The organism is Saccharopolyspora sp. NPDC045839 (assembly GCF_056431645.1).
This window is the reverse complement of the sequence record NZ_JBWKKH010000050.1, coordinates 1-23,054: the sequence shown is the minus strand read 5'-3', so window position 1 is coordinate 23,054 and position 23,054 is coordinate 1. Positions and strand designations below refer to the sequence as shown.

General features: G+C 69.9%; 20 protein-coding genes. 2 read left to right on the top strand and 18 right to left on the bottom strand.

All coding sequences use genetic code 11. The features are described from left to right. The first annotated feature begins 25 nt into the window (after positions 1 to 25). Positions 26 to 937, top strand: a complete 912-nt coding sequence (locus AC07EQ_RS40075) for a YceI family protein (protein WP_478393026.1) — start codon at positions 26 to 28, stop codon at positions 935 to 937. Between the two features lie 49 nt (positions 938 to 986). On the opposite strand, the gene ddaH is transcribed toward AC07EQ_RS40075, so the two are convergent. Continuing rightward, positions 987 to 1,841: a dimethylargininase gene (gene ddaH / locus AC07EQ_RS40070; protein ID WP_478393025.1), complete on the bottom strand. Its 855-nt coding sequence runs from the start codon at positions 1,839 to 1,841 to the stop codon at positions 987 to 989. A 74-nt stretch (positions 1,842 to 1,915) separates the two neighbouring features. Between ddaH and AC07EQ_RS40065 the strand changes: the two genes are divergently transcribed. Further along, positions 1,916 to 2,359, top strand: a complete 444-nt coding sequence (locus AC07EQ_RS40065; protein WP_093265728.1) for an Lrp/AsnC family transcriptional regulator — start codon at positions 1,916 to 1,918, stop codon at positions 2,357 to 2,359. Positions 2,360 to 2,368: 9 nt separating this feature from the next. Here AC07EQ_RS40065 and AC07EQ_RS40060 read toward each other — a convergent pair whose 3' ends face one another. The 17 genes from AC07EQ_RS40060 to AC07EQ_RS39980 form a co-directional block, all read right to left on the bottom strand. Continuing rightward, a complete protein-coding gene (locus AC07EQ_RS40060) occupies positions 2,369 to 3,493 on the bottom strand; it encodes a LapA family protein (RefSeq protein WP_478393024.1) in 1,125 nt (374 codons plus the stop codon). Positions 3,494 to 3,796: 303 nt separating this feature from the next. Then, positions 3,797 to 4,828: a polyprenyl synthetase family protein gene (locus AC07EQ_RS40055; RefSeq protein WP_478393023.1), complete on the bottom strand. Its 1,032-nt coding sequence runs from the start codon at positions 4,826 to 4,828 to the stop codon at positions 3,797 to 3,799. A 46-nt stretch (positions 4,829 to 4,874) separates the two neighbouring features. Beyond that, positions 4,875 to 6,407, bottom strand: a complete 1,533-nt coding sequence (nuoN, locus tag AC07EQ_RS40050; protein WP_478393053.1) for an NADH-quinone oxidoreductase subunit NuoN — start codon at positions 6,405 to 6,407, stop codon at positions 4,875 to 4,877. Positions 6,408 to 6,457: 50 nt separating this feature from the next. Continuing rightward, positions 6,458 to 8,035 (bottom strand): NADH-quinone oxidoreductase subunit M, encoded by a 1,578-nt coding sequence (locus AC07EQ_RS40045; RefSeq protein WP_478393022.1) that lies wholly within the window; start codon positions 8,033 to 8,035, stop codon positions 6,458 to 6,460. Positions 8,036 to 8,135: 100 nt separating this feature from the next. Then, entirely contained in the window at positions 8,136 to 10,151 is a 2,016-nt protein-coding gene (gene nuoL / locus AC07EQ_RS40040) for an NADH-quinone oxidoreductase subunit L (RefSeq protein WP_478393021.1), read from the bottom strand. 38 nt (positions 10,152 to 10,189) lie between these two features. Beyond that, a complete protein-coding gene (gene nuoK, locus AC07EQ_RS40035; protein WP_093155324.1) occupies positions 10,190 to 10,489 on the bottom strand; it encodes an NADH-quinone oxidoreductase subunit NuoK in 300 nt (99 codons plus the stop codon). Continuing rightward, a complete protein-coding gene (locus tag AC07EQ_RS40030; protein ID WP_478393020.1) occupies positions 10,486 to 11,439 on the bottom strand; it encodes an NADH-quinone oxidoreductase subunit J in 954 nt (317 codons plus the stop codon). Before AC07EQ_RS40030 ends, nuoK begins: the two co-directional genes overlap by 4 nt. Further along, positions 11,436 to 12,002, bottom strand: a complete 567-nt coding sequence (gene nuoI, locus AC07EQ_RS40025; protein ID WP_478393019.1) for an NADH-quinone oxidoreductase subunit NuoI — start codon at positions 12,000 to 12,002, stop codon at positions 11,436 to 11,438. Before nuoI ends, AC07EQ_RS40030 begins: the two co-directional genes overlap by 4 nt. Then, positions 11,989 to 13,302: an NADH-quinone oxidoreductase subunit NuoH gene (gene nuoH, locus AC07EQ_RS40020; RefSeq protein WP_478393018.1), complete on the bottom strand. Its 1,314-nt coding sequence runs from the start codon at positions 13,300 to 13,302 to the stop codon at positions 11,989 to 11,991. The genes nuoI and nuoH overlap by 14 nt, the downstream gene beginning before the upstream one ends. Beyond that, positions 13,299 to 15,821: an NADH-quinone oxidoreductase subunit G gene (locus tag AC07EQ_RS40015; protein WP_478393017.1), complete on the bottom strand. Its 2,523-nt coding sequence runs from the start codon at positions 15,819 to 15,821 to the stop codon at positions 13,299 to 13,301. Before AC07EQ_RS40015 ends, nuoH begins: the two co-directional genes overlap by 4 nt. Beyond that, on the bottom strand, positions 15,818 to 17,119 hold the full coding sequence (gene nuoF, locus AC07EQ_RS40010) for an NADH-quinone oxidoreductase subunit NuoF (RefSeq protein WP_132490342.1): 1,302 nt from the start codon (positions 17,117 to 17,119) through the stop codon (positions 15,818 to 15,820). The genes AC07EQ_RS40015 and nuoF overlap by 4 nt, the downstream gene beginning before the upstream one ends. A gap of 8 nt (positions 17,120 to 17,127) precedes the next feature. Further along, entirely contained in the window at positions 17,128 to 17,886 is a 759-nt protein-coding gene (gene nuoE / locus AC07EQ_RS40005) for an NADH-quinone oxidoreductase subunit NuoE (RefSeq protein WP_478393016.1), read from the bottom strand. Then, entirely contained in the window at positions 17,883 to 19,238 is a 1,356-nt protein-coding gene (locus tag AC07EQ_RS40000; RefSeq protein ID WP_478393015.1) for an NADH-quinone oxidoreductase subunit D, read from the bottom strand. Before AC07EQ_RS40000 ends, nuoE begins: the two co-directional genes overlap by 4 nt. A gap of 106 nt (positions 19,239 to 19,344) precedes the next feature. Then, the gene (locus AC07EQ_RS39995) at positions 19,345 to 20,025 is read right to left on the bottom strand and encodes an NADH-quinone oxidoreductase subunit C (RefSeq protein WP_478393052.1); all 681 of its coding nucleotides are present in this window, start codon (positions 20,023 to 20,025) and stop codon (positions 19,345 to 19,347) included. A gap of 36 nt (positions 20,026 to 20,061) precedes the next feature. Then, on the bottom strand, positions 20,062 to 20,736 hold the full coding sequence (locus AC07EQ_RS39990) for a NuoB/complex I 20 kDa subunit family protein (protein WP_132490348.1): 675 nt from the start codon (positions 20,734 to 20,736) through the stop codon (positions 20,062 to 20,064). Between the two features lie 70 nt (positions 20,737 to 20,806). Beyond that, complete coding sequence (locus AC07EQ_RS39985; RefSeq protein WP_044577159.1) at positions 20,807 to 21,217, bottom strand: NADH-quinone oxidoreductase subunit A; 411 nt, start codon at positions 21,215 to 21,217, stop codon at positions 20,807 to 20,809. Between the two features lie 113 nt (positions 21,218 to 21,330). After that, on the bottom strand, positions 21,331 to 22,629 hold the full coding sequence (locus tag AC07EQ_RS39980; protein WP_452616286.1) for a geranylgeranyl reductase family protein: 1,299 nt from the start codon (positions 22,627 to 22,629) through the stop codon (positions 21,331 to 21,333). Between the last annotated feature and the right edge of the window lie 425 nt (positions 22,630 to 23,054).

Below are 23,054 nucleotides of genomic sequence, written 5' to 3'. Positions count from 1 at the left end.
CCGGAGGACCAGAAGAGGGCACCGAATGATCTTCGCCAGGCTGCGTCGCCGGCACTCGACCAGCAAGGGCACGCCGGCGCGATCCGGCATCTCCGGCGGCTTCCTCCCCCCGACGCCGCTCGACAGCGGCCTGCTGACCTGCCAGGTGCACGACGAGAAAGGCTCGCTGCTGCCCGGCGCGACCGTGACGCTGCTGGACCGGCTGAACCAGCGATCCGCGCACGGCACCACCGACAGCTACGGCTGCTTCGTCACGTCGATCGCGCCCGGCACCCACAAGATGTCGATCAGCGCGGGCGGCTACCGCCGGTACACCACCCGCGTGGAAGTGCGGGTCAACCAGCACTGCTCGCTCGGCGGCATCCGCATGGAGCCGGACGCCTCGCTGGAACTGCCGCGCCCGGGCCGCTACCGGTTCGACCCGTACCACACCGAGATCCGGTTCATCGCCCAGCACATCGGCATGTCCAAGATCCACGGGATGTTCAAGAACTACGACGGCGTGGTGGAGGTGGCGCCGCGGTTCGAGGACTCGCGGATCCAGGTGGCCATCGACGCGGCCAGCATCGAGACCGGTGTGAAGATGCGCGACGACCACCTGCGGTCGGCGGACTTCTTCGACGTGGCCGACCACCCGCGGATCACCTTTACCAGCGACCGGTTCACGCACCTGCGCGCCGACCGCTGGATGATCAGCGGCCGCCTGGCGCTGCGCGGCACCAGCAGCCCGGTGCAGCTGGAGACCAACTACCTGGGCCAGCGGAAGTGGCAGGGGCCGGGCTTCGACGGCGACCTGCGGGTCGCCTGCCACGCGACCGCGACGCTGCGCCGCGAGGACTACTCGGTGAACTGGCAGGCCACCCTGGCGAAGGGCATCGCCGTGGTCGGCCCCACGATCAGCATCGAGCTCGGCGTGCAGGCCGTCCTGGAGCAGTGACGGAGAAGGGCGTCGTTGCAGGTCGACGACGCCCGTCGCAGCCCGCCCCTCAGGCGTGGAGTTCCATCGTGCAGCACTTCGGGCCGCCGCCGGACTTCCGGAGCTCGGAGATGTCCAGCAGGACCGGCTCGTAGCCGCGGGCGGCCAGCTGCGCGGCGAGCCCGGTCGCCTCCGCGGGCAGCACCACGTGCCGCCCGTCGGAAACCCCGTTCAGGCCGAGGCAGGCGGCGTCGGTGGCGTCGGCGATCACGGCGTCCGGGAACATCCGCTCCAGCACGCGGCGCGACCCGGGCGAGAACGCATCCGGGAAGTAGGCGATCTGCGCCCGCTCGCCGCGCTCCAGCACGAACAGCGCGGTGTCCAGGTGGTAGTAGCGCGGGTCGACCAGCCGCAGCGAGACCACGGGCACCCCGAGCACCTCCTGGGCCTCCGCGTGCGCTTCCGGATCGGTGCGGAATCCGCTGCCCGCCAGCAGCACCTGGCCGGTCCAGGCGAAGTCGCCCTCCGCCTCGTTGATCCGGGACGGCATCACCAGGTTCCGGTAGCCGCGGGTGACGAACCAGCGCCGGAAGTGCTCGGCCTCGGCGGCCCGCTGCGGCGCGCGGAACCGGGCGCCCAGCACCCGGTCGTCGATCACGGTCGCCGAGTTGGCCGCGAACACCATGTCGGGCAGGCCCGGCTGCGGCTCGACCAGCTCGACGACGTGCCCGAGCCGCTCGTAGGCGCGCTTCAGCTCCGTCCACTGGACCATCGCCAGGTCGGCGTCCACCGGCTTGCCCGGGTCCATCCACGGGTTGATCGAGTACTCGACGGTGAAGTACTCGGGCGCGCACATCACGTAGTGGCGCGTGGTGGCCTGGGGCGGCGCGAGGGCCTCGAGAGCCGAACCGGCGGTAACCGTCATGAATCGAAATCTAAGTGTTCTCCTGACCACCCATCAATAACGCTACGTTCGTTTTTTACGGCAGAATGTTGCGTATGGACGCCTTGGACCAACGAATCATTTCGCGCCTGGTGGCCGACGCGCGGGCGAGCTACGCGGAGATCGGCGCGGAGGTGGGCCTGTCGGCGCCCGCGGTGAAGCGCCGGGTGGACAAGCTGCTGGACCAGGGCGTGCTGCAAGGGTTCACCGCCGTCGTGGACCCGGAGGCACTGGGCTGGGGCACGGAGGCGTTCGTGGAGGTGCACTGCGACGGCAACGTCCCGGCGCACCGGATCCGCAACGGCCTGGAACCGCTGCCGGAAGTGGTCGCGGCCTACACGGTGTCGGGGCAGGCGGACGCGATCGTGCACCTGCGAGCGGCGAACATCCACCACCTCGAAGAGGCGATGGAGCGCCTGCGGTCGGTCGAGTTCGTGAGCCGGACGGTGTCGACCGTGGTGCTCTCCCGGCTCCTGGAACGCCAGCCCCAACCGGAGTGAGGAAGGCGCTCAGGTGGCGCGCTGGCCGTTCCAGGGCACGAAACCGGCGATCTCCGCGTCGGCCGGGGTGCGGAACCACACATCGGCGACGATCTTGTCGTAGGCCGGTGATTCGGGGCTGTGGTACTGCCTCGACGCGGAGTGCCCCTTGATCATCGGCCCCGAGCCGCCCTCCCGCCCGGGCCGCGGCCCGGCGCCGGGCGTCCGCCGCGGCAGCGGCGGCGGCTCCGCCGCCCCCTCCGCGCTGTCCGCGCTGTCCGCGCTGTCCGGCCCTCGGTCTGCGACCTTCGGGATCACCTGCGTCGCATCCGCTCCGACCGGTGGCACGTACGGCGTCTCGGCCGCTGCGCCGCTGCGCGGCTCCACGTTCTCGAACAGCGACCGCAGCTGCCCGGACAACCGCGACTCCGTCGCGTCGTCCGCGTCTTCGAGCCGCCCGGTGATCCGCGACTCCGTCGGCTCCGCCTCCGGCCACGCCGAGATGTCCGTCGCGGGCTCCTCCGGCGTCGCCTTCCGCTCTGCGGCTGCCGGCTCCGCCGGCGCTTCCGCGGGCGGTTCCACCGGCTTCACCGACGCCGTCGGTTCGTCCGCCTCCGACACCTCCGGCTTCGAGGCCTCGGGTTTCGGGAACTCAGGCTTCGGAACCTCCGACTTCGGCGCTTCAGGCTTCAGGACCCCGGGCTTCAGGAACTCAGGCTCCGGGAACTCAGGCTTTGGGAACTCAGGCCTCGGCTCCTCAGCCGGTGGCACTCGCGGCTGAACCGCGGTCACGGCGGCGTCGGCCTGGTCGACCCCGTTCACGCGTTCGTCCCACTGGCGGAACCACTCGCTGTCCGAGTCCCGCTCGGGACCGGCCTTCTCCGGCGCCACCCAGGCGCGCGGGGTCCGGCCCCAGTCGCCGACCTCGGGGTCGTCCGGCCGTTCCCAGCGCTGCGGCGCGGGTTGCAGCAGGTCCAGCGGGGCTTCGGCGACGACCGGCTCGTCGTACGCGTACTCGTCCTCCGGGTAACCGGCGGTGAGTTCGGCCAGTTGCCTGCGCAGCGGGCGGACGAAGAGCAGCCAGGTGATCAGCGCACCCAGTGCGAACGCGGCGAGGCTCCACAGCCACACCTGGGTGAACAGCCAGGTGATCACGAGAGATGTCCCTCCTCAGGGCTCCAGCAGCGCCGCCAGTTCTCCGGGGATACCTATCACGCGGCACCCCGGCCGCGGACCAGCTTGACCGGCTCGTGACACACGCGGGTGGTGCTTGCACAACTTTCCGGGCACGTGTGCTTTCTCTTCGAAGCGGCGCAGCCGCTCGGCCCACCCGAGCAACCCGGCGAGGACGGCCCCGGCGTGACGAATCGGCCGGGGATCCCACCGCGAGAAGGCCGCAGCGACTCCACCACCCGCACCGCCACGCAGAACAAGCCTGGAAGCAGGTTCAGCCGGCGATCAGCGGGTGCGCGCCACCACGTAGTCGACCAGCATCGACAGCGCTTCGCGGGCCGGGACGTCGGGCAGCGAGGCGAGTTCCTTGCGGGCGTCGTCGGCGTACTCGTCCAGGGTGGCGCGGGTCCGCGCGAGCCCGCTGGACCCGCGCAGCAGCTCCAGCGCCTCGTCGACCTCGGCGTCCTCGGTCAGCGGCCGGGACAGCAGGTCGCGCAGCCGCGGGGAGGTCTCCGGGTCCGCCAGCGCGTACAGCATCGGCAGCGTCCGGACGCCCTCGCGGAGGTCGGTGCCCGGGGTCTTGCCCGATTCCTTGGCAGGCGAGGCGATGTCGATGATGTCGTCGGAGATCTGGAAACCGGTGCCGATGATCCGGCCGATCCGCTCCAGGGCGTCGATCGTCGCCTCGCCCGCGCCGGAGAACCAGGCGCCGAACCGCCCGGCGGTGGCGATCAGCGAACCGGTCTTCTCGAAGATCACCTTCAGGTAGAACTCGACGGCGTCCTCGCCCTCGCCGACCCCGACGGTCTCCCGCATCTGACCGGTGACCAGCGCCTCGAAGGTGCCCGCCATCTCCCGGACCGCGGCACCGCCGAGATCGGCGATCAGCCGGGACGCCTGGGCGAACAGGAAGTCACCGGTCAGGATCGCCACCGAGTTGTCCCAGCGGGCGTTGGCGCTGGTCGCGCCACGCCGCATGGTCGCCTCGTCCATCACGTCGTCGTGGTAGAGCGTGGCGAGGTGGATCATCTCGATCACCGCGGCGGACTTGATCACCTCGTCCGCGGCGGGGTTGCCGAACTGCGCGGCCAGCAGCGTGAACAGCGGCCGGAACCGCTTGCCGCCCGCGTCCACCAGGTGCAGCGAGGTGCGGGTGGCGAACTCGAGGTCGCTGCGCACGGATTCGCGCAGGAGCCGCTCCACCCGGTCCATGCCCTGCCGCACCGAGTCGGCCAACGCCTCGTCGGCGATGTCGACGAACCCGCCCAATCCACCCGCGGTCAGGTCGTTGATCGGGTCACCCGCTGGCTTGCTCACGTCACCGTCGCCTTCGCTCCCCCGGTTCGCCCTACGGGCGAGCACTCTACGACACGAAGCCGCCGACGTTCGCCCAGTCCAGCGCCAAAGTCGGCAGCACGCCCAGCAACAGCGTGACGACCACACCGAGCGTGATCGCCGCTGTCGTGAACGCACCCGGCACGCTGACGGTGGGGCCGTCCTCGGCGGGTTCGCTGAAGTACATCAGCACGATGACACGAAGGTAGAAGAAGGCGGCAACCGCACTGGCCACCAGGGCCACCACCACCAGCGGCGCCATGCCGTCGGCCAGCGCCGCCTCGAACACCACGAACTTCCCGACGAAACCGCTAGTCAGCGGGATGCCGGCGAGGGCGAACAACAGGAAGGTGAACACGCCTGCGACCAGCGGAGAACGCTTCGCCAGCCCCGCCCAGTCCGAAAGGTGAGTTGCCTCACCATCGGCGCGTCGCACCAGGCTGATCACCCCGAACACGGCGATCGTCGTGAACCCGTAGGCCAGCAGGTAGAACAGCGTGGCGGACAGGCCGCGACCGGTCAGCGCCAGCGAGCCGATCAGCATGAACCCGGCGTGCGCGACGGACGAGTAGGCGATCATCCGCTTGATGTCGCGCTGCGTCAGGCCGAGCACCACGCCGATGACCATCGAGGCGATCGCGACGGCCCACAGCACGCCGCGCCACTCCCAGCTGGAGGCCTGGAACGCGACCTGCAGCACCCGCAGGATCCCGCCGAACGCGGCGACCTTGGTGCAGGCGGCCATGAAGCCGGTGACCGCGGTCGGGGCGCCCTGGTAGACGTCCGGGGTCCAGGTGTGGAACGGGCCGACCGAGGCCTTGAACAGCAGGCCCACCAGCAGCAGGCCGAGCCCGGCGAACAGCAGCGTGTCCGAGCGGTCCGAACCGGCGGTGGCGTCCGCGATCGCCTGCAGCTTCACCGAACCCGCGTAGCCGTAGAGCAGCGCCAGGCCGTACAGGAAGAACGCCGAAGCGAACGCGCCGAGCAGGAAGTACTTGACCGCCGACTCCTGCGACAGCAGCCGCCGGCGCTTGGCCAGCCCGCACATCAGGTACAGCGGCAGGCTCAGCACCTCGAGCGCGATGAACATCGTCAGCAGGTCGTTCGCCGCGCAGAACACCATCATCCCGCCGAGCGAGAACAGGGCGAGCGGGAAGACCTCGGTGCGCATCCCCTCGACCCCGGCGGCCGCGCGGGTCATCGCGCCCGGCCCGTCGGTCGCCCGCGACTCGGCGACGAACGCGCCGCCCGGCTCCACCGAGCGGTCCGCGATCAGCAGGATCGCGCCCAGGCCGAGCGCGAGGAGCGTGCCCCAGAGGAACAGCGTGGGCGGGTCGATCGCGAGGGTGTCGGACAGCGTGGTCACGCCGGTGCTGCCGGAACGGGCGTACACCGCCAGCGCCACCCCGGCGACGACGATCGCCACCAGGCTCAGCCCGACCTGGACCGACCAGCGCTGGTGCCGCGGCAGGAACGCCTCGACGAGGATCGCCAGGCAGGCCGCGCCGAGGATCACCAGGATCGGCGCGATGGCCGCGTAGTCGATCGGCGGGATCTCCACGGGCGGGAGCTGCGCGAAGGCAGCCGGGCCCTGCGTCAAAGCACCCACTGTCAGTTACCTCCCTGCGAGGTCACGGGGTCGGTGACGCCGACCTCGCTCATGGTTGCCGCGACCGACGGGTTGATCACGTCCAACACCGGCTTCGGGTAGAAGCCCAACGCGAGCACCAGCACGATCAGCGGGGTCAGCACCGCGATCTCGCGGGCGTCGAGATCGGCCACCCGCAGCCGGTGCGCGCCCGGCTTGTTCGGGTCGGTCACCGCACCCGGGCCGCCGGCGGTGCCCAGCAGCGCGTCGCCGCGCACCGGGCCCTGCATCGTCCGCTGGTACAGCCAGAGCACGTAGACGGCGGCCAGCACCATGCCGATGGTGGCGAGCACCGTGTAGACCGGCTGCGTCTGGAACGCGCCGACCAGCACCAGGAATTCGCTGATGAACGAGTTCGTGCCCGGCAGCGACAGGGTGCTCAGCCCGGCGATCAGCAGCGTGCCGGCCAGCAGCGGCGCCACCTTCGCCATGCCGCCGTAGTCCGCGATCCGGGTGGAGCCGCCGCGCGCGATCACCATGCCGATCACCAGGATCAGCATGCCGGTCGCGATGCTGTGGTTGATCATGTATGACACCGCGCCCACCTGCGCCTGCGAGGTGAACGCGAAGATGCCCAGCGCGATGAAGCCGAAGTGCGCGATCGACACGTAGGCGATGAAGCGCTTGAGGTCGGTCTGACCGAAGGCCTGCAGCGAGCCGTAGAGCACGCCGATCACCGCGAGCACCAGCACCAGCGGGGCGAGCAGCTTCGACGCCTCCGGCGTGAGCGGCAGGCTGTAGCGCAGGAAGCCGAAGGTGCCGACCTTGTCGAGCACGCCGACGACGATCACCGCCACGCCGATCGGCGCCTGCTGCGCCGCGTCCGGCAGCCAGGTGTGGAACGGGATCAGCGGGGCCTTGATGGCGAACGCGGTGAAGAACCCGAGGAACAGCCACACCTGCACGCTGGTCGGCGCTTCGGAGAGCACCGGCACCAGCGTCGCCCAGTCGAAGGTGCCGGTGCCGGTGACCTCTGCGCTATAGACGTACGCGCCGATCGCCGAGGCCAGCATGATCAGGCCGCCGAGGAAGGAGTACAGGAAGAACTTCACCGCGGCGTAGGTGCGCTTCTCGCCGCCGTAGCCGCCGATGAGGAAGTACATCGGGATCAGCATGATCTCGAAGAGCACGTAGAACAGGAACAGGTCGGTCGCGGCGAACACCGCCACCGTCAGGGCCTGCTCCAGCAGCAGCAGCGAGAAGAACCCGCCGTGGGTGCGCCCGGCGGGCAGCCGCTCGCCCCAGCTGTAGCCGAGCACCAGCGGGGTGAGCAGCGCGATCACCGCGACCATCACCAGCGCGATGCCGTCCACACCGAACGAGAGCCGGATGTCGAACGCCGGGATCCACTCCACCGAGCTGGTGAGCTGCAGCCGCGGACCCGCCGGGTCGTAGGCGGCCCATGCGGCGAGCGCGATCACCAGCTCCACCAGGGAGAACCCGAGCGCGGTCCACTTGGCCACCGGCGCGTTGCCGCGCAGCAGCGCCACCACCACCGACCCGACGATCGGCAGCAGGATCAGTGCGAGGAGCAGGGTCATCGGATCTCCTCCGTGCAACGTCGCGCACCCGAAGCCGCGTTCCGATTTTGCCTAAAATTGGGGGATTCGAGCCCGACCGGAACCGGGACTGGACGCGTCGTCATGTCGGGATCCCCACTGCCATCAGGGCGGCGATCACCAGGATTCCGCCGAAGAGCATGGACAGGGCGTAGGACCGGACGAAACCGGTCTGCAGCCGGCGCAGACGGCCGGAGCTGAAGCCGAGGAATCCGGCGATGCCGTTGACCGCGCCGTCGACGCCCTTGCGGTCCACGGTGACCAGTCCGCGCGACAGGCCGAACGTCGGCCGCACCGCCAGGGCGTTGTTCAGCGCGTTGCCACCCAGGTCCGCGCGGGCCGCTCGGACGATCGGCGAAACCCGCTCCGGGCGCTCCACCGGCACCGGCTTGCGCCCGACCACCAGCCAGGCGATCAGCGCGCCCAGCGCGGACAGCGCGACGGTCAGCACCGGGATCAGCGCGTGCGGGATCGCGGTGTGCTCGGCCTCGTGCAGCTCGCCCAGCGACGGCGCCAGGAACCCGACCAGCCGGTCGCCGCCGGCGAGGAACATGCCCGCCGTGACCGAACCGATGGCCAGCACGATCATCGGCGCGGTCATCACCGCGGGCGACTCGTGCGGGTGGAAGGCTCTGTTCGCGCCCCCGGGCGCGTTCTCCGCCTTCAAGTTCTCCCAGCGCTTCTCGCCGAAGAACGTCATCAGCACCAGGCGGGTCATGTAGAACGCGGTGATCGCCGCGCCCAGCATCGCCGCGCCGCCGAACACCCAGCCGCGCCAGCCCTCCTGGCCGAACGCCGCCTCGATGATCGCGTCCTTCGAGTAGTACCCGGACAGGAACGGGAAGCCGATCAGCGCCAGGTAGCCGAGCCCGAAGGTGACGAAGGTGATCGGCATGAACCGGTAGAGGCCGCCGTACTTGCGCATGTCGACCTCGTCGTTCATGCCGTGCATCACCGAACCGGCGCCGAGGAACAGCCCGGCCTTGAAGAAGCCGTGGGTGAGCAGGTGCATGATGCCCAGCGCGTACCCGGCCGGTCCGAGCCCGACGGCCAGCATCATGTAGCCGATCTGGCTGACCGTGGAGTACGCCAGGACCTTCTTGATGTCGTCGTAGGCGCAGCCGATGATGCAGCCGACCAGCAGCGTCACCGCACCGACGATGGTGACGGCGAGCTGCCCGCCGGGCGAGAGCGTGAACAGCGGGTTGGACCGCGCGATCAGGTACACGCCCGCGGTGACCATCGTCGCCGCGTGGATGAGCGCGGACACCGGGGTCGGGCCCTCCATGGCGTCCGGCAACCACGCCTGCAGCGGCACCTGGCCGGACTTGCCGCAGGCGCCCAGCAGCAGCAACAGCGTGATGGCCAGCAGCACGCCCGGCGTGAGCTCACCGGCGCGGGCGAAGACCTCGGTGTACTGCGTGGTGCCGAGGTTGGCGAACAGCAGGAAGATCGCCAGCGCCAGCCCGACGTCGCCGACGCGGTTCATCACGAACGCCTTGGTCGCCGCCGCGGCCGCCGACGGCCGGCCCTGCCAGAAGCCGATCAGCAGGTACGACGCCAGACCGACGCCCTCCCAGCCGAGGTACAGGGTCACGAAGCCGTTGCCCAGCACCAGGATCAGCATCGCCGCGACGAACAGGTTGAGGTAGGCGAAGAACCGGCGGCGTTCAGTGTTGTCCCGCCCGGTGCGGCCTTCCTGGTCGTGCGACATGTAGCCGATCGAGTAGATGTGGATCAGCGAGCCGACGCCGGTGATCAGCAGCACGAACACCATCGACAGCGGGTCGATCCGGAGCCCGAAGTCGACCTGCAGGGCATTGACCGGGATCCACGAGAACATGTGCAGTTCCCGCACCCGCCCGGTTTCCGGGAACCCGAGGATCGAGCTGAACAGCAGCAACCCGTAGACGAAGGACGCGATCACGGTGGCGCAACCGAGGATGTGCCCCCAGCCGTTGGCCCGGCGCCCGGCGACGAGCAGGATCAGCGCGCCCAGCGCCGGGAACGCGACCAGCAACCAGGCGTTCTCCTGGAACCCGCCGGCCGCGCTGATCACGTCCGGGTTCTCCCCGGCGAGGAAGGCCCCGGAATTCATCGCGGCGGTAATCGTATTTGCCGTCACCACGCGCCCTCTCAGTACTTCAGCAGGTTGGCGTCATCGACCGAGGCCGAGCGACGCGTCCGGAAGATCGACATGATGATGGCCAGGCCGACCACCACCTCGGCCGCGGCGACGACCATCACGAAGAAGGCCATGACCTGCCCGTGCACCGAACCCTCGATGCGCGCGAAGGTCACCAGCGTCAGGTTGACCGCGTTGAGCATCAGCTCGATGCACATGAACACCACGATCGCGTTGCGCCGCACCAGCACCCCGACGGCGCCGATGGTGAACAGCAACGCCGACAGCAGCAGGTAGTAGGTGGGGGTCACTGCCGGACCTCCTCGGAGGAGACGTGCTCGGACTCGTGGCCGTTGTTCTGGTGGGCCCCGTTCCCGTTGGTGTGCGGCGACTTCGGCTCGGGCACCGGGGGCGTCTCCTCGTGGTGCCCGCCGGTCAACGCGTGCGGGTCGGGCGCCGGCTCCTGGCCTGCGACCGCGCGCCGCTCGTCGCCGAGCCGGTCCGCGGGCAGGTTCTCCAGCAGCTCGGACAGCGACTCCGGCGCCACCGAGCCGTCGGGCAACAGCGCCGGGACGGCGACCGAGTTGGCCGTCGCGTACACGCCGGGCCCGGGCAGCGGCGACGGGCGGGAGCCGCGGAACCGGGCTTCGGCCCGCTCCTTCTGGCTCAGCCGCGGGCCGCGGCCTTTGCCGCCGTAGGCCAGCACCATCGCGCCCACCGCGGCGGTGATCAGCAGCGCCGAGGTCAGCTCGAACGGGAACAGGTAGTCGGTGAAGATCAACCGGCCGAGGCCGCCGGCGCCGCCGCCGGTCGGCGTCCAGGGGTTCAGCGGCGCGGCGGGCGTCACCTCGGCCAGCGCCCGCGCCAGGCCGGACACCAGCAGGGCCGCCAGGCCGATGCCGCCGATCCCGGCCCACAACCGCTGCCCGCGCAGGACCTCGACCACCGAGTCGGACGAGTCGCGGCCGACCATCATCAGCACGAACAGGAACAGCATCATGATCGCGCCGGTGTAGACGATGATCTGCGTGAACCCGAGGAACGGTGCGCTCTGCGCCATGTAGAGCACGCCGAGGCACAGCATCGTCAGCACCAGCCACAGCGCGGAGTGCACCGCGTTGCGGGCGAAGACCATGCCCAGCGCGCCGACCAGCGCCAGCGGTCCGAGCACCCAGAAGGCCACCGTCTCGCCGGTGCCCACAGTGCCCGCTACGACGCTACTCTGCGCCTGCGCGAGGAACTGCACCGCTTCGATGGTCATCTCCCGGCCTCCTCGTGCCCGGACTCGACCGTCTGCTCCGCCGGAACTCCGCGCTCCTTGGCCAACTCCGGCCCGCGCACGTAGTAGTCCTGCTCGTCGTTGCCGAGCCGCATCGGGTGCGGTGGCTGCTCCATGCCGGCCAGCAGCGGCGCCAGCATGTCCGCCTTGGTGTAGATCAGGTCCTGGCGGTTGTCGTCGGCGGTCTCGTACTCGTTGGTCATCGTCAGCGCGCGCGTCGGGCAGGCCTCGATGCACAACCCGCAGCCGATGCAGCGCAGGTAGTTGATCTGGTAGTCCTTGCCGTAGCGCTCACCGGGCGAGTACCGGGCCTCTTCGGTGTTGTCCCCGCCCTCCACGAAGATCGCGTCGGCCGGGCACGCCCACGCGCACAGCTCGCAGCCGACGCACTTCTCCAGCCCGTCCGGGTGCCGGTTGAGCTGGTGGCGGCCGTGGAACCGGGGCGCCGGGATCTTCTTGACCTCGGGGTACTCCTCGGTGACGACCTTCTTGAACATGGTCGAGAAGGTGACGCCGAAGCCCTTGATCGGATCAAACATTCCCATGAGGCGCCTCCTCGCCTTCCGGACCCGCGACCTCGCCCGCAGTGCGGTCGGCACCGCTGTGCACCGGGGTGCGGCGCGGCGGGGTCTCGGGGACTTGCAGGTCCAGCGGCGGAACGGGGTATCCGCTGCCGGCCAGCGGGATCTCGTCGGCGTCCTTGGCCGGTTTGCGGTCCGGGATCAGGAACGTCGCCGCCAGCAGGATCGCGATCACGATGCCGCCGCCGATGAGGAACTGCTGCGAGCTGACCGCTTCCTCGTTGCGCAGCGCCCGGATCACGGTGACCGCGATGATCCACAGCAGGCTGAGCGGGACCAGGAACTTCCAGCCCAGGTTCATGAACTGGTCGTAGCGCAGGCGGGGCAGCGTGCCGCGCAGCCAGATGAAGAAGAACAGGAACGCCACCGTCTTGCCGAGGAACCACAGCGCCGGCCACCAACCGGTGTTGAGCACCCCGTCGCCGATCAGCGACAGCGGCCACGGCGCGTGCCAGCCGCCGAGGAACAGCGTGGTCGCCAGCGCCGAGACGGTGACCATGTTGATGTACTCGGCGAGGAAGAACAGCGCGAACTTCAGCGACGAGTACTCGGTGTGGAACCCGCCGACCAGCTCCGACTCCGCCTCCGGGAGGTCGAACGGGGCGCGGTTGGTCTCGCCGACCATGGACACCACGTAGACGGCGAAGCTGAACGGCAGCAGCAGGAAGAACCAGCCGTCCTGCTGCGCCTCGACGATGCCCGAGGTGGACAGCGTGCCCGCGTACATGATCACCGCGACGAACGACAGGCCCATCGCGATCTCGTAGGAGATCACCTGCGCCGCCGACCGCAGCGAGCCCAGCAGCGGGTACGGCGAGCCGGAGGCCCAGCCGGCCAGCACGATGCCGTAGACGCCGATGGAGGCGCAGGCCAGCACGACCAGCAGGCCGACCGGCAGGTCCACCAGCTGCAACGCGGTGGGCTCGCCGAAGATGGTGACCTCGGGGCCGATCGGGATCACCGAGAACGACACCAGCGCGGGCGTCGCGGAGATCACCGGGGCCAGGAAGTACACCCACTTGTCGGCCAGCACCGGCCGGATGTCTTCCTTGAGGGCCAGCTTCAGGCCGTCCGCCAGCGATTGCAGCATCCCGAACGGGCCCGCCCGGTTGGGGCCGGGCCGGTGCTGCATCCGCCCGATCACCCGGCGCTCCGCCCAGATCGTCAACAGCGTCATGACGACCAGGAAGACGAAGATCACGAGGACCTTCAGCAGGATCAGCCAGAGCGGATCGTCGGCGAGCAGTTCCGCGGTTCTGGTCATGCTCTCCCCCCGTCGAGGTGGGTCGTGCCGCCGTGGCCGTTTCCGGCGGCGGGAGACATCGCCGTGGTGGCGGCGATGTCGACGACCGCGCCGTGGCCGACGCCCAGCGTCCGGTGCACCTTCGAGGCACCGGAGTCGGCGGGCAGCCACACCACGTCGTCGGGCATTTCGGCGAGCTCCGCCGCGAGCACGATCGCGCCCTTGGCGGTGCTGATCTCGATGCGCTGCCCGGCGCCGAGCCCGATCCGCTGCGCGGTGCGCGGCGAGAGCACCGCGACGGTGCGCCGCGCGGTGCCGGCCAGGTTCGGCTCGTCGGACTGCATCGATCCGTTGTCCAGCAGCTGCCGCCAGGTCGCCAGCACCGCCTGCCCCGCTCCGGGGCTCGGCGCCGCCGCCGGCGGCTCGTCCGGTGCGGGCAGCCCCGCGCCGAGGTGCGGTCCGACGCGTTCGAGCTCGGCGAGCGCGGCGGCCGGGGTCTGCGTGAACAGGTCCACGTCCATCTCCACCGCGAGGGTGTCCAGCACCCGGCAGTCCGGCAGCGCGCCGGTGCCCTCGATGGTGGTGCGGAACTCGCGGTGGCGGCCTTCCCAGTTCAGGTAGCTGCCGGCCTTCTCGGCGCTCGGCGCGATGGGCAGCACCACGTCGGCGTGCTCGGTGACCGCGCTCGGCCGCAGTTCCAGGCTGACCACGAAGTCCGCGCGGCGCAGCGCCTTCTCGGCGAGCGCCGGGTCGGGCAGGTCGTTGGGGTCGACGCCGCCGACGACCAGCCCGGAGAGGTCTCCGGCGGCCGCCGCGGCGAGGATTCCGGTGACGTCGCGGCCGGCGCGGGCGGGCAGGGCGGCCGGGGCGAGACCCCAGTGCCGCTCCAGCTCGGCGCGGGCTTCGGCGTCGGCCACCGGGCGCCCGCCCGGCAGCAGCGTCGGCAGGACGCCGACCTCGATCGCGCCGCGCTCGCCTACGCGGCGGGGGATCCAGGCGACGCTCGCACCGGTCCGCTGCGCGGTGCGCAGGATCTCCGAGTACAGCCCGGGGACCTCCGCGGCGCGCTCGCCGACGAGGAGTACCGCTCCCGGCTGCCGCAGCGCCTCGTCCGCATCGGACGGGAGCTCGCGCAGCGCCGCGGCTTCGCCACCGGGCACGCACGGCACCAGCGCCCCGGTGCGCACCGGCCCGCCGTCGTGCACGATGACCGTCGTCTTCTCCACGCCCGGCGAGACCCACGGCGCCACGTGGAACACCTTGGCGCCGCGCGTGCGGGCCGCCTTGCGCAGCCGCAGGAAGACGATCGGCGATTCCTCTTCCGGCTCGAAGGCCACGCACAGCACCGCGGGCGCGGACTCCAGGTCCCGGTAGGTGACGCCGTTGCCCGGACTGGTGCCGACCACAGTGGACTCCAGGAACCGCAGCTCCTCATCGGAGTGCGGCCGGGCACGGTAGTCGATGTCGTTGGTGCGCAACGCGATCCGGGCGAACTTCGCGTAGGCGTAGGCGTCCTCGACGGTCAGCCGACCGCCGGGCAGCACCCCGACGCCGCCGGCGTCACGCGCCTCGGCGAGCCCCTTCGCGGCCGCCTGCAGCGCCTCGGTCCAGGACGCGGGCCGCAGCTCGCCGTTCTCCCGGATCAGCGGCCGGGTGATCCGGTCGTTGGCGGTGGCGTAGCGGAAGGCGAAGCGGCCCTTGTCGCAGATCCACTCCTCGTTGACCTCCGGGTCGTCGCCCGCCAGCCGCCGCATCACCTTGCCGCGCCGCCAGTCGTTGCGGATCTCGCAGCCGGACGCGCAGTGCTCGCACTGGCCGGGCGTCGACACCAGGTCGAACGGCCGGGACCGGAACCGGTAGGCCGCGCTGGTCAGCGCCCCGACCGGGCAGATCTGGATGGTGTTGCCGGAGAAGTAGCTCTGGAACGGCTGCTGCTCGCCGATGCCGATCTGCTGCAGCGCCCCGCGCTCCAGCAGCTCGATGAACGGATCGCCCGCCACCTGCTTCGAGAACCGGGTGCAGCGCTGGCAGAGCACGCAGCGCTCCCGGTCCAGCAGCACCTGCGAGGAGATCGGCACCGGCTTGGCGAAGGTCCGCTTGGTGTCGTGGAAGCGGGACTCCGCCCGGCCGTGCTTCAACGCCTGGTTCTGCAGCGGGCACTCGCCGCCCTTGTCGCAGACCGGGCAGTCCAGCGGGTGGTTGATCAGCAGCAGCTCCATCACGCCCTGCTGCGCCTTGTCCGCCACCGGCGAGGTCTGCTGCGTCTTGACCACCATGCCGTCGGCGACGGTCATCGTGCAGGACGCCTGCGGCTTCGGCATCGGCCGCCCGCCCATCTCGACCTCGACCAGGCACTGGCGGCAGGCCCCGGCCGGGTCGAGCAGCGGGTGGTCGCAGAACCGCGGGATGGTGATGCCCATCCGCTCCGCGGTCCGGATCAGCAGCTCGCCCTTGGGCGCCACGACCTCGATGCCATCGATGGTCAGGCGGACGTAACCCGGAGGCAGCGGGCGGGTTTCTGCTTCTGGTGCCACTGTCATCGGGCCGCTCCTACCAGTGCGGGCTCGCCGGTCTTGTTCTTCTCACACAACGCGAGGAACTCCTCGCGGAAGTACTTGATGCCGCTGACGATCGGGCTGACCGCGCCGTCGCCGAGGGCGCAGAACGAGCGGCCGAAGATGTTGTCGCAGACGTCCAGGAGGGTTTCGATGTCCTCCTCGGTGCCGTGCCCGTCGACCATCCGCTCCAGCACCTGCGCCAGCCAGTAGGTGCCCTCCCGGCACGGCGTGCACTTGCCGCAGGACTCGTGCTCGTAGAACTGGGTCCACTTCATCACGGCCCACGGCACCGAAACCGTCTCGTTGAACACCATCACCGCGGTGGTGCCCAGCATCGACCCGGCCTCGGCCGCGCCCTCGAAGTCCAGCGGCACGTCCAGGTGCTCGGCGGTGAACATCGGGGTCGACGAGCCGCCCGGCGTCCAGAACTTCAGCGGGATGCCGTCCTTCATCCCGCCCGCCAGCTCCAGCAGCTCGCGGAGCGTGGTGCCCAGCGGCGCCTCGTACTGGCCGGGCCGCTCGACGTGCCCGGAGATCGAGTAGATCTTCGGGCCGGGCGACTTCTCGGTGCCCATCTTGCGGAACCACTCGGCGCCGCCGTTGACGATGAAGGGCACCGAGGCGATCGTCTCGACGTTGTTGACCGTGGTCGGGCAGGCGTAGAGCCCGGCGGCGGCCGGGAACGGCGGCTTCAGCCGAGGCTGCCCGCGCTTGCCCTCCAGCGAGTCGAGCAGCGCGGTCTCCTCGCCGCAGATGTAGGCGCCCGCGCCGGCGTGCACCACGATGTCCAGGTCGAAGCCCGAGTCCAGGATGTTCTTGCCGAGGTACCCGGCCTGGTAGGCCTCGCGGACCGCGTTGTTCAGCCGCCGGATCGGGTGCAGCGCCTCGCCGCGCACGTAGATCATGCAGTGGTTGGCGCGCATCGCGTAGCTGGCGATGATGCAGCCCTCGATCAGCGAGTGCGGGTCGGCCATCATCAGCGGGATGTCCTTGCAGGTGCCCGGCTCGCCCTCGTCGGCGTTGATGACGAGGTAGTGCGGCTTGACCGGGTCCTTGGGCATGAAGCTCCACTTGACCCCGGCCGGGAACCCGGCGCCGCCGCGGCCGCGCAGCCCGGCGCCCTTGACCAGCTCGATCAGCTGGTCGGGGTGCGCCTTCAGGGCCTTGCGCAGCGCGGTGTAGCCCTCCAGCTGCTCGTAGGTGCGCAGCGTCCAGGAGGTCGGCGACAGCCACCGCTTCGTCAGTACCGGGGTCACCGGGCTGGTGCTGGGTTCGGTCATGGCCACCCTCACTTCTTCTCCGGCAGCGGCGGGAGTTCCGCGTCGTCGGGCATGCTCGGCGCGGTCCAGCCGCGCTCGTTGGCCAGCTGCGCGCCGCGCATCGTCTCGACCGCCGCCGACGGCCCGGCCACAGTGGACTCGAGGTCGTCGAAGAAGCCCGCCAGCTGGCGCTCCGCGCCGCGGAAGTCGGAGAGCGCGGGACCGCGCGTCGGCGCCGGCTTCTCCCCGCGCTGCAAGGCCTTCACGAGCTCCAGCGCCTGCTCCGGCGTCTGGTTGTCGAAGTACTCGTAGTTGACCTGCAGCACCGGGGCCAGGTCGCACGCGGCGAGGCACTCGGCGTGCTCCAGGGTGATCGAGCCCTCTTCGCCCGGCGTGCCGGCGGTTTCGTTGTGCCCGACGCCGAGGTGCTCGCCGACCTTCCGGTAGATCGCGTCGCCGCCGAGCGCCGCGCACAGGGTGTTGGTGCAGATGCTCACCAGGTGCTGGCCGCAGGGCTTGCGCTTGTACATGGTGTAGAACGTCGCGACGGCGCTGACCTCCGCAGTGGCCAGTGCCAGCTGCTCCGCGCAGAACTGGATTCCCGCGGCGCTGACGTGCCCCTGCACCGACTGCACCAGGTGCAGCATCGGCAGCAGCGCCGACCGGGACTCCGGGTAGCGCGCGATGATCTGCTTCGCGTCGGCACGCACGTCCTCGCCGAACACCGACGTGTCAGCGGTTTCGTGAACCGCCTCTTCCGTCGTGGTGAACTCGAACTGCTCGGTCATCGATCCACCCCGCCCATCACCGGGTCGATGGAGGCCACCGACGCGATCGCGTCCGCCACCAGTCCGCCTTCGACCATGGCAGGCATCGCCTGCAGGTTCACGAAACTCGGTTCCCGCACGTGCACCCGCATCGGCCGGGTGCCGCCGTCGGAGACCACGTGGTAGCCGAGCTCGCCGCGCGGCGACTCGATCGGCACGTACACCTGGCCCGGCGGCACGTCGAAGCCTTCGGTCACCAGCTTGAAGTGGTGGATCAGCGACTCCATCGACTGACCCATGATCTTGCGGACGTGCTCCAGCGAGTTGCCCATGCCGTCCGGGCCGATGCTCAGCTTCGCCGGCCAGGCGATCTTCGCGTCCTCCACCATGTGCGGGCCGGGCTCGAACTTGTCCACGCACTGCCGGATGATCTTCAGCGACTGGTGGATCTCCTCCAGCCGCAGCAGGTACCGGGCGTAGCAGTCGGCGTCGGTGCTGGTGGGCACCTCGAAGTCGTACTCCTCGTAGCCGCAGTACGGCTGGATCTTGCGCAGGTCCCAGGCGAGCCCGGCGGAGCGCAGCAGCGGGCCGGTGACGCCGAGCTGCATGCAGCCGTCCAGCGGCAGGTAGCCGACGTCCTTCAGGCGCTGCTTCCAGATCGGCTGGCCGGTGAACAGCTTGTCGTAGTCCGGCAGCCGCTTGTCCATCACCTGGACGAAGTTCAGGATCTTCTCCCGGTAGTCCGCCGGGAGGTCCTGGGCGACGCCGCCGGGCCGGATGAACGCGTGGTTCATCCGCAGGCCGGTCAGGTACTCCAGCAGGTGCAGGACCTCTTCGCGCTCGCGGAAGCCGAAGGTCATGCCGGTGGTAGCGCCCAGCTCCATCGCGCCGGTCGCGAGGAACACCAGGTGCGAGGAGATCCGGTTCAGCTCCATCAGCATCACCCGGAACACCTGGGCGCGCCGCGGCGCCTCGATGCCCAGCAGCTTCTCCACCGCCATGCAGTAGGCGGCCTCGTTGTGCAGCGGCGCCAGGTAGTCCATCCGCGTCACGAACGTGACGCCCTGCGTCCAGGTGCGGTACTCGGTGTTCTTCTCGATGCCGGTGTGCAGGTAGCCGATCACCGAACGGGCCTTGGTGACCGTCTCGCCCTCGAGCTCCAGCACCAGCCGCAGCACGCCGTGGGTCGACGGGTGCTGCGGGCCGAGGTTGATGACGACCCGCTCCTCGCCGGCCGTCTCGTCGATGAACTCGTCCCAGTCGCCGCCGGTGACGGTGTAGACCCGGCCCTCGGTGGTCTCCCGCGACTCCGCCTCGCCCGGGTGGGCGTGCGGGTCGCCGAGGCCGGTGTCGGCCAGTGGTTCGGTAGTCATCTCCAGCACCTCTCCGCGGTGTGCTGCGGTCCTCGGACCGCAATTTCAATGGAAATCGGACCTTCGATTTCCATTGAAATTGCGGAAAACCCCCGCCGCCCGGCCATCACGAGTACGCCCTGCGCTGGTCCGGAGGCGGAATCTCGGCGCCCTTGTACTCCACCGGGATCCCGCCGAGCGGGTAGTCCTTGCGCTGCGGGTGGCCGTCCCAGTCGTCCGGCATCAGGATCCGGGTCAGCGCCGGGTGTCCGTCGTAGACGATGCCGAACATGTCCCAGGTCTCGCGTTCCTGGAAGTCGGCGGTCGGGTAGACCGCGACAACCGACGGCACGTGCGGGTCGTCGATCTCCAGCGCGACGTCCAGCCTGATCCGGCGCCGGTAGGTCATCGACGTCAGGTGGTACACCGAGTGCAGCCGCTGCGGCACGTCCGGCCCGTAGTCCACACCGGACACCGAACTGCACAGCTCGAAGCGCAGCGCCGGGTCGTCCCGCAGCGTCCGGCAGACCTCCAGCAGGTGGTCCCGCTTCACGTAGAAGGTGATCTCGCCGCGATCGACGGTCACCTGCTGCACGGTGTCCGAGGGCAGGCCCTGCTCGCCCAGCGCGGCGAAGAAGTTGTCGGCGAACTCGTCGAACCAGCCGCCGTACGGGCGCTCCGCGGCGGGCGGCACGTAGGCCGGCAGCCGCAGGCCGCCGTAGCCGGAGGTGTCGCCGGTGCCGCGAACCCCGAACATGCCCTGCCGGGCGCGACCGGAGACCGGCGCGAACTCCCGGGACGGCTCCATCGCCCAGGACTGGGATTCATTGTCTGCCAACCGAACTCACCTGCCCGCTTTGAGCTCGCGGGGGCGCTTCGGCGCTGGGTCCAGCGCCCCCAACGACGGATCGGAACCCAACTCCTGGCGCTGCTTGGCCTGCTGCCGCTCGGCCCGGCGCCGCTGCGCCCAGTTCTTCGGCGCGTACCGCTCGGAGGACGGGATCATCGGGGTGCGCTCGCCGCTCTCCAGCTTCAGCTGCGCCCGCTTCGCGTTGATCGGCTCGTCCATGATCTTGGCGTGCAGCTTGAGGATCGCGTCCAGCAGCATCTCCGGCCGCGGCGGGCATCCCGGCAGGTACATGTCCACCGGCACCACGTGGTCCACGCCCTGCACGACCGCGTAGTTGTTGAACATGCCGCCGCTGGAGGCGCACACACCCATCGCCAGCACCCAGCGCGGCTCCGGCATCTGGTCGTAGATCTGCCGCAGCACCGGCGCCATCTTGTTGGTCACCCGGCCCGCGACGATCATCAGGTCGGCCTGCCGGGGGGTCGCGGAGAACCGCTCCATGCCGAAGCGCGCGATGTCGTAGCGGGAACCGCCGACGGTCATCATCTCGATCGCGCAGCAGGCCAGCCCGAACGTCGCCGGCCACATCGACGTCTTCCGCGTCCAGTTGACGAGCTTTTCCACGTTGGCCAACAGGATGCCGTTGGGCAGCTGCTCTTCGAGCCCCATCTCCGGCACTCCTTCCCGCGTCGCTGCGGCTAGTCCTTTGAGAGTCGTGCGGTCGTCTTGCTTGGCGGTGCTAGTTCCAGTCGAGGCCGCCGCGGCGCCACACGTAGACGTAGGCGAAACCGACGGTGGCGATGAAGAGCACGATCTCGACCACGCCGAACAGGCCCAGGGCGTCGGCGGAGACCGCGAACGGGTAGAGGAAGACCATCTCGATGTCGAACAGGATGAACAACATCGCGGTCAGGTAGTAGGCGACCGGCATCCGGCCGCCGCCGATGACCGGCTGCGGCGACGGTTCGATGCCGCACTCGTAGGCGTCGAGCTTCGCCTTGTTGTAACGGCGGGGACCGACCAGCGGCGCGATCGCGACGGAAAACACCGCGAACGCGAGCGCCAGTGCGAACAACAACACCAGCGGGACGTAGGGATCGAGCACTCCGCTGCCCTCCTTCGGCGGCCCCCGCCGAGACGCAGAACACATCTACGGCTTTGGTGCGCACTCTATGCGGTCGACCGTATCGACTCCGTAGTGAGGCGAACCTAACTTTGAGACGTCCGGCACACTGCTCGGGACATCTGATCAGACTCCTGCGGTCAGGCGCTAGGGGTCAGCCGAGTAGTGGTGCTGATCACACGATCCATGGCGTCGCCGCCCTTCTCGTCGTACAGATTTGCCAACAGTTTCAACACGAAACGCATCAGCGTCGCCCTCGGTAGACCATGCTTGGTGGCCACCTTCATGACGGTGGGATTGCCAATCAACTTGCTGAAGATGTTGCCCATCCGGAAGTAGCCGCCGAGCGCCTGCTGCACCACCGTCGGGTACCGCCGCAGCGCCTGCTCCCGCGAGAAACCGGCCGGCCGGGCGAGGGCGTGCACCACGCATTCCGCTGCCAGCGCGGCAGATTCCATCGCATAGGCGATGCCTTCGCCGTTGAACGGGTTGACCATCCCGCCGGCGTCACCGACCAGCAGCAGCCCGTTCCGGTAGTGCGGCGTCCGGTTGAAGCCCATCGGAAGCGCCGCGCCACCGATCCGGCCGGTGGCGTTCTCCTCCCGGAAACCCCACTCCTCCGGGGTTCCGTCCAACCAGGAACGCATCAGCTGGCGGTAGTCCGTCTTGCCGTAGGCCTTGGAGGTCGACAGGATCCCGAGTCCGACGTTGACGGTGCCGTCGCCCATCCCGAAGATCCAGCCGTAGCCCGGCAGCAGCTTCGGCTCGTCGGGGTTCGAGCGGTCCCACAGCTCCAGGTGCGACTCCAGGTAGTCGTCCTTGCTGCGTGGGCTCGTGTAGTACCGGCGCACCGCGACGCCCATCGGCCGGTCGTCGCGCTTCTCGATGCCCGCCGACAGCGCCAACCGGGCCGAAACCCCGTCGCAGGCCAGCACCAACGGCGCGCGGTAGGTGACCGGGGTCCGGTCCGGGCCGGCCTTCGCCTCGACGCCGACGACCCGGCCCGTCCGCTCGTCGGTGATCGCGCCCGTCACCGTCGTCTGCTGCAGCAGCCGGGCCCCGGCGCGCTGGGCGTTGCGGGCGAGCAGGTCGTCGAAGTCGTTGCGTGGGCGGACCACGCCGTAGGGCGGGAAGGCGGCCAGGCTCGGCCAGTCCAGTTCCATCCGCACGCCGCCGCCGACGACCCGCAGACCCCGGTTGTGCAGCCAGCCCGCTTCCTCGCGGGTGTCGATGCCCAGGTCGATGAGCTGCTTGACGCCCCTCGGGGTGATGCCGTCGCCGCAGACCTTCTCCCGCGGGAACACGCTCTTCTCGAGAAGCAGGACGTCCAGGCCGGCGCGGGCCAGGTACGTCGCAGCCGTCGATCCGGCCGGTCCTGCTCCGACGACGATCACCTCGGCGTCCTCGTCCGGTCGGCGGCGGCTGGTGGCGCTGGTCATGACACTCCTTGATCCGGTGCAATGCGCGGCGCGGCCCGCTCGTCCCGGTGGACCGCCCCGGGAACCCGCTTGTGAACGAGTTCACTAACTCCCGAGTCTAAGCCGGACGAACCTCGCGATCGAGCCCTCGAACTACGCCACCTGAGTGAGCATCACCCCAGTTAGAGCGCCCGAAGTAAGCCGACCAGGTGACCTCCGCGCGCCTGCGGAGTGCGCGACCGGCGCCCCGAGGAGCCCGCCGCGGCACCCGCGTTGCCACCAAGGGCGCAGACGAGTGATTTTTCCCGGAGTAGGCACTTTTTGCCGGTTCGCGTGAACCGTGCGGGAACAAAAAAGGGTCCCTTCTCTTCCGTTCTACCGGAAGAGAAGGGACCCTTCTCAAATAATGTGTCGGCGGTGTCTTACTCTCCCACACCCTGTCGAGT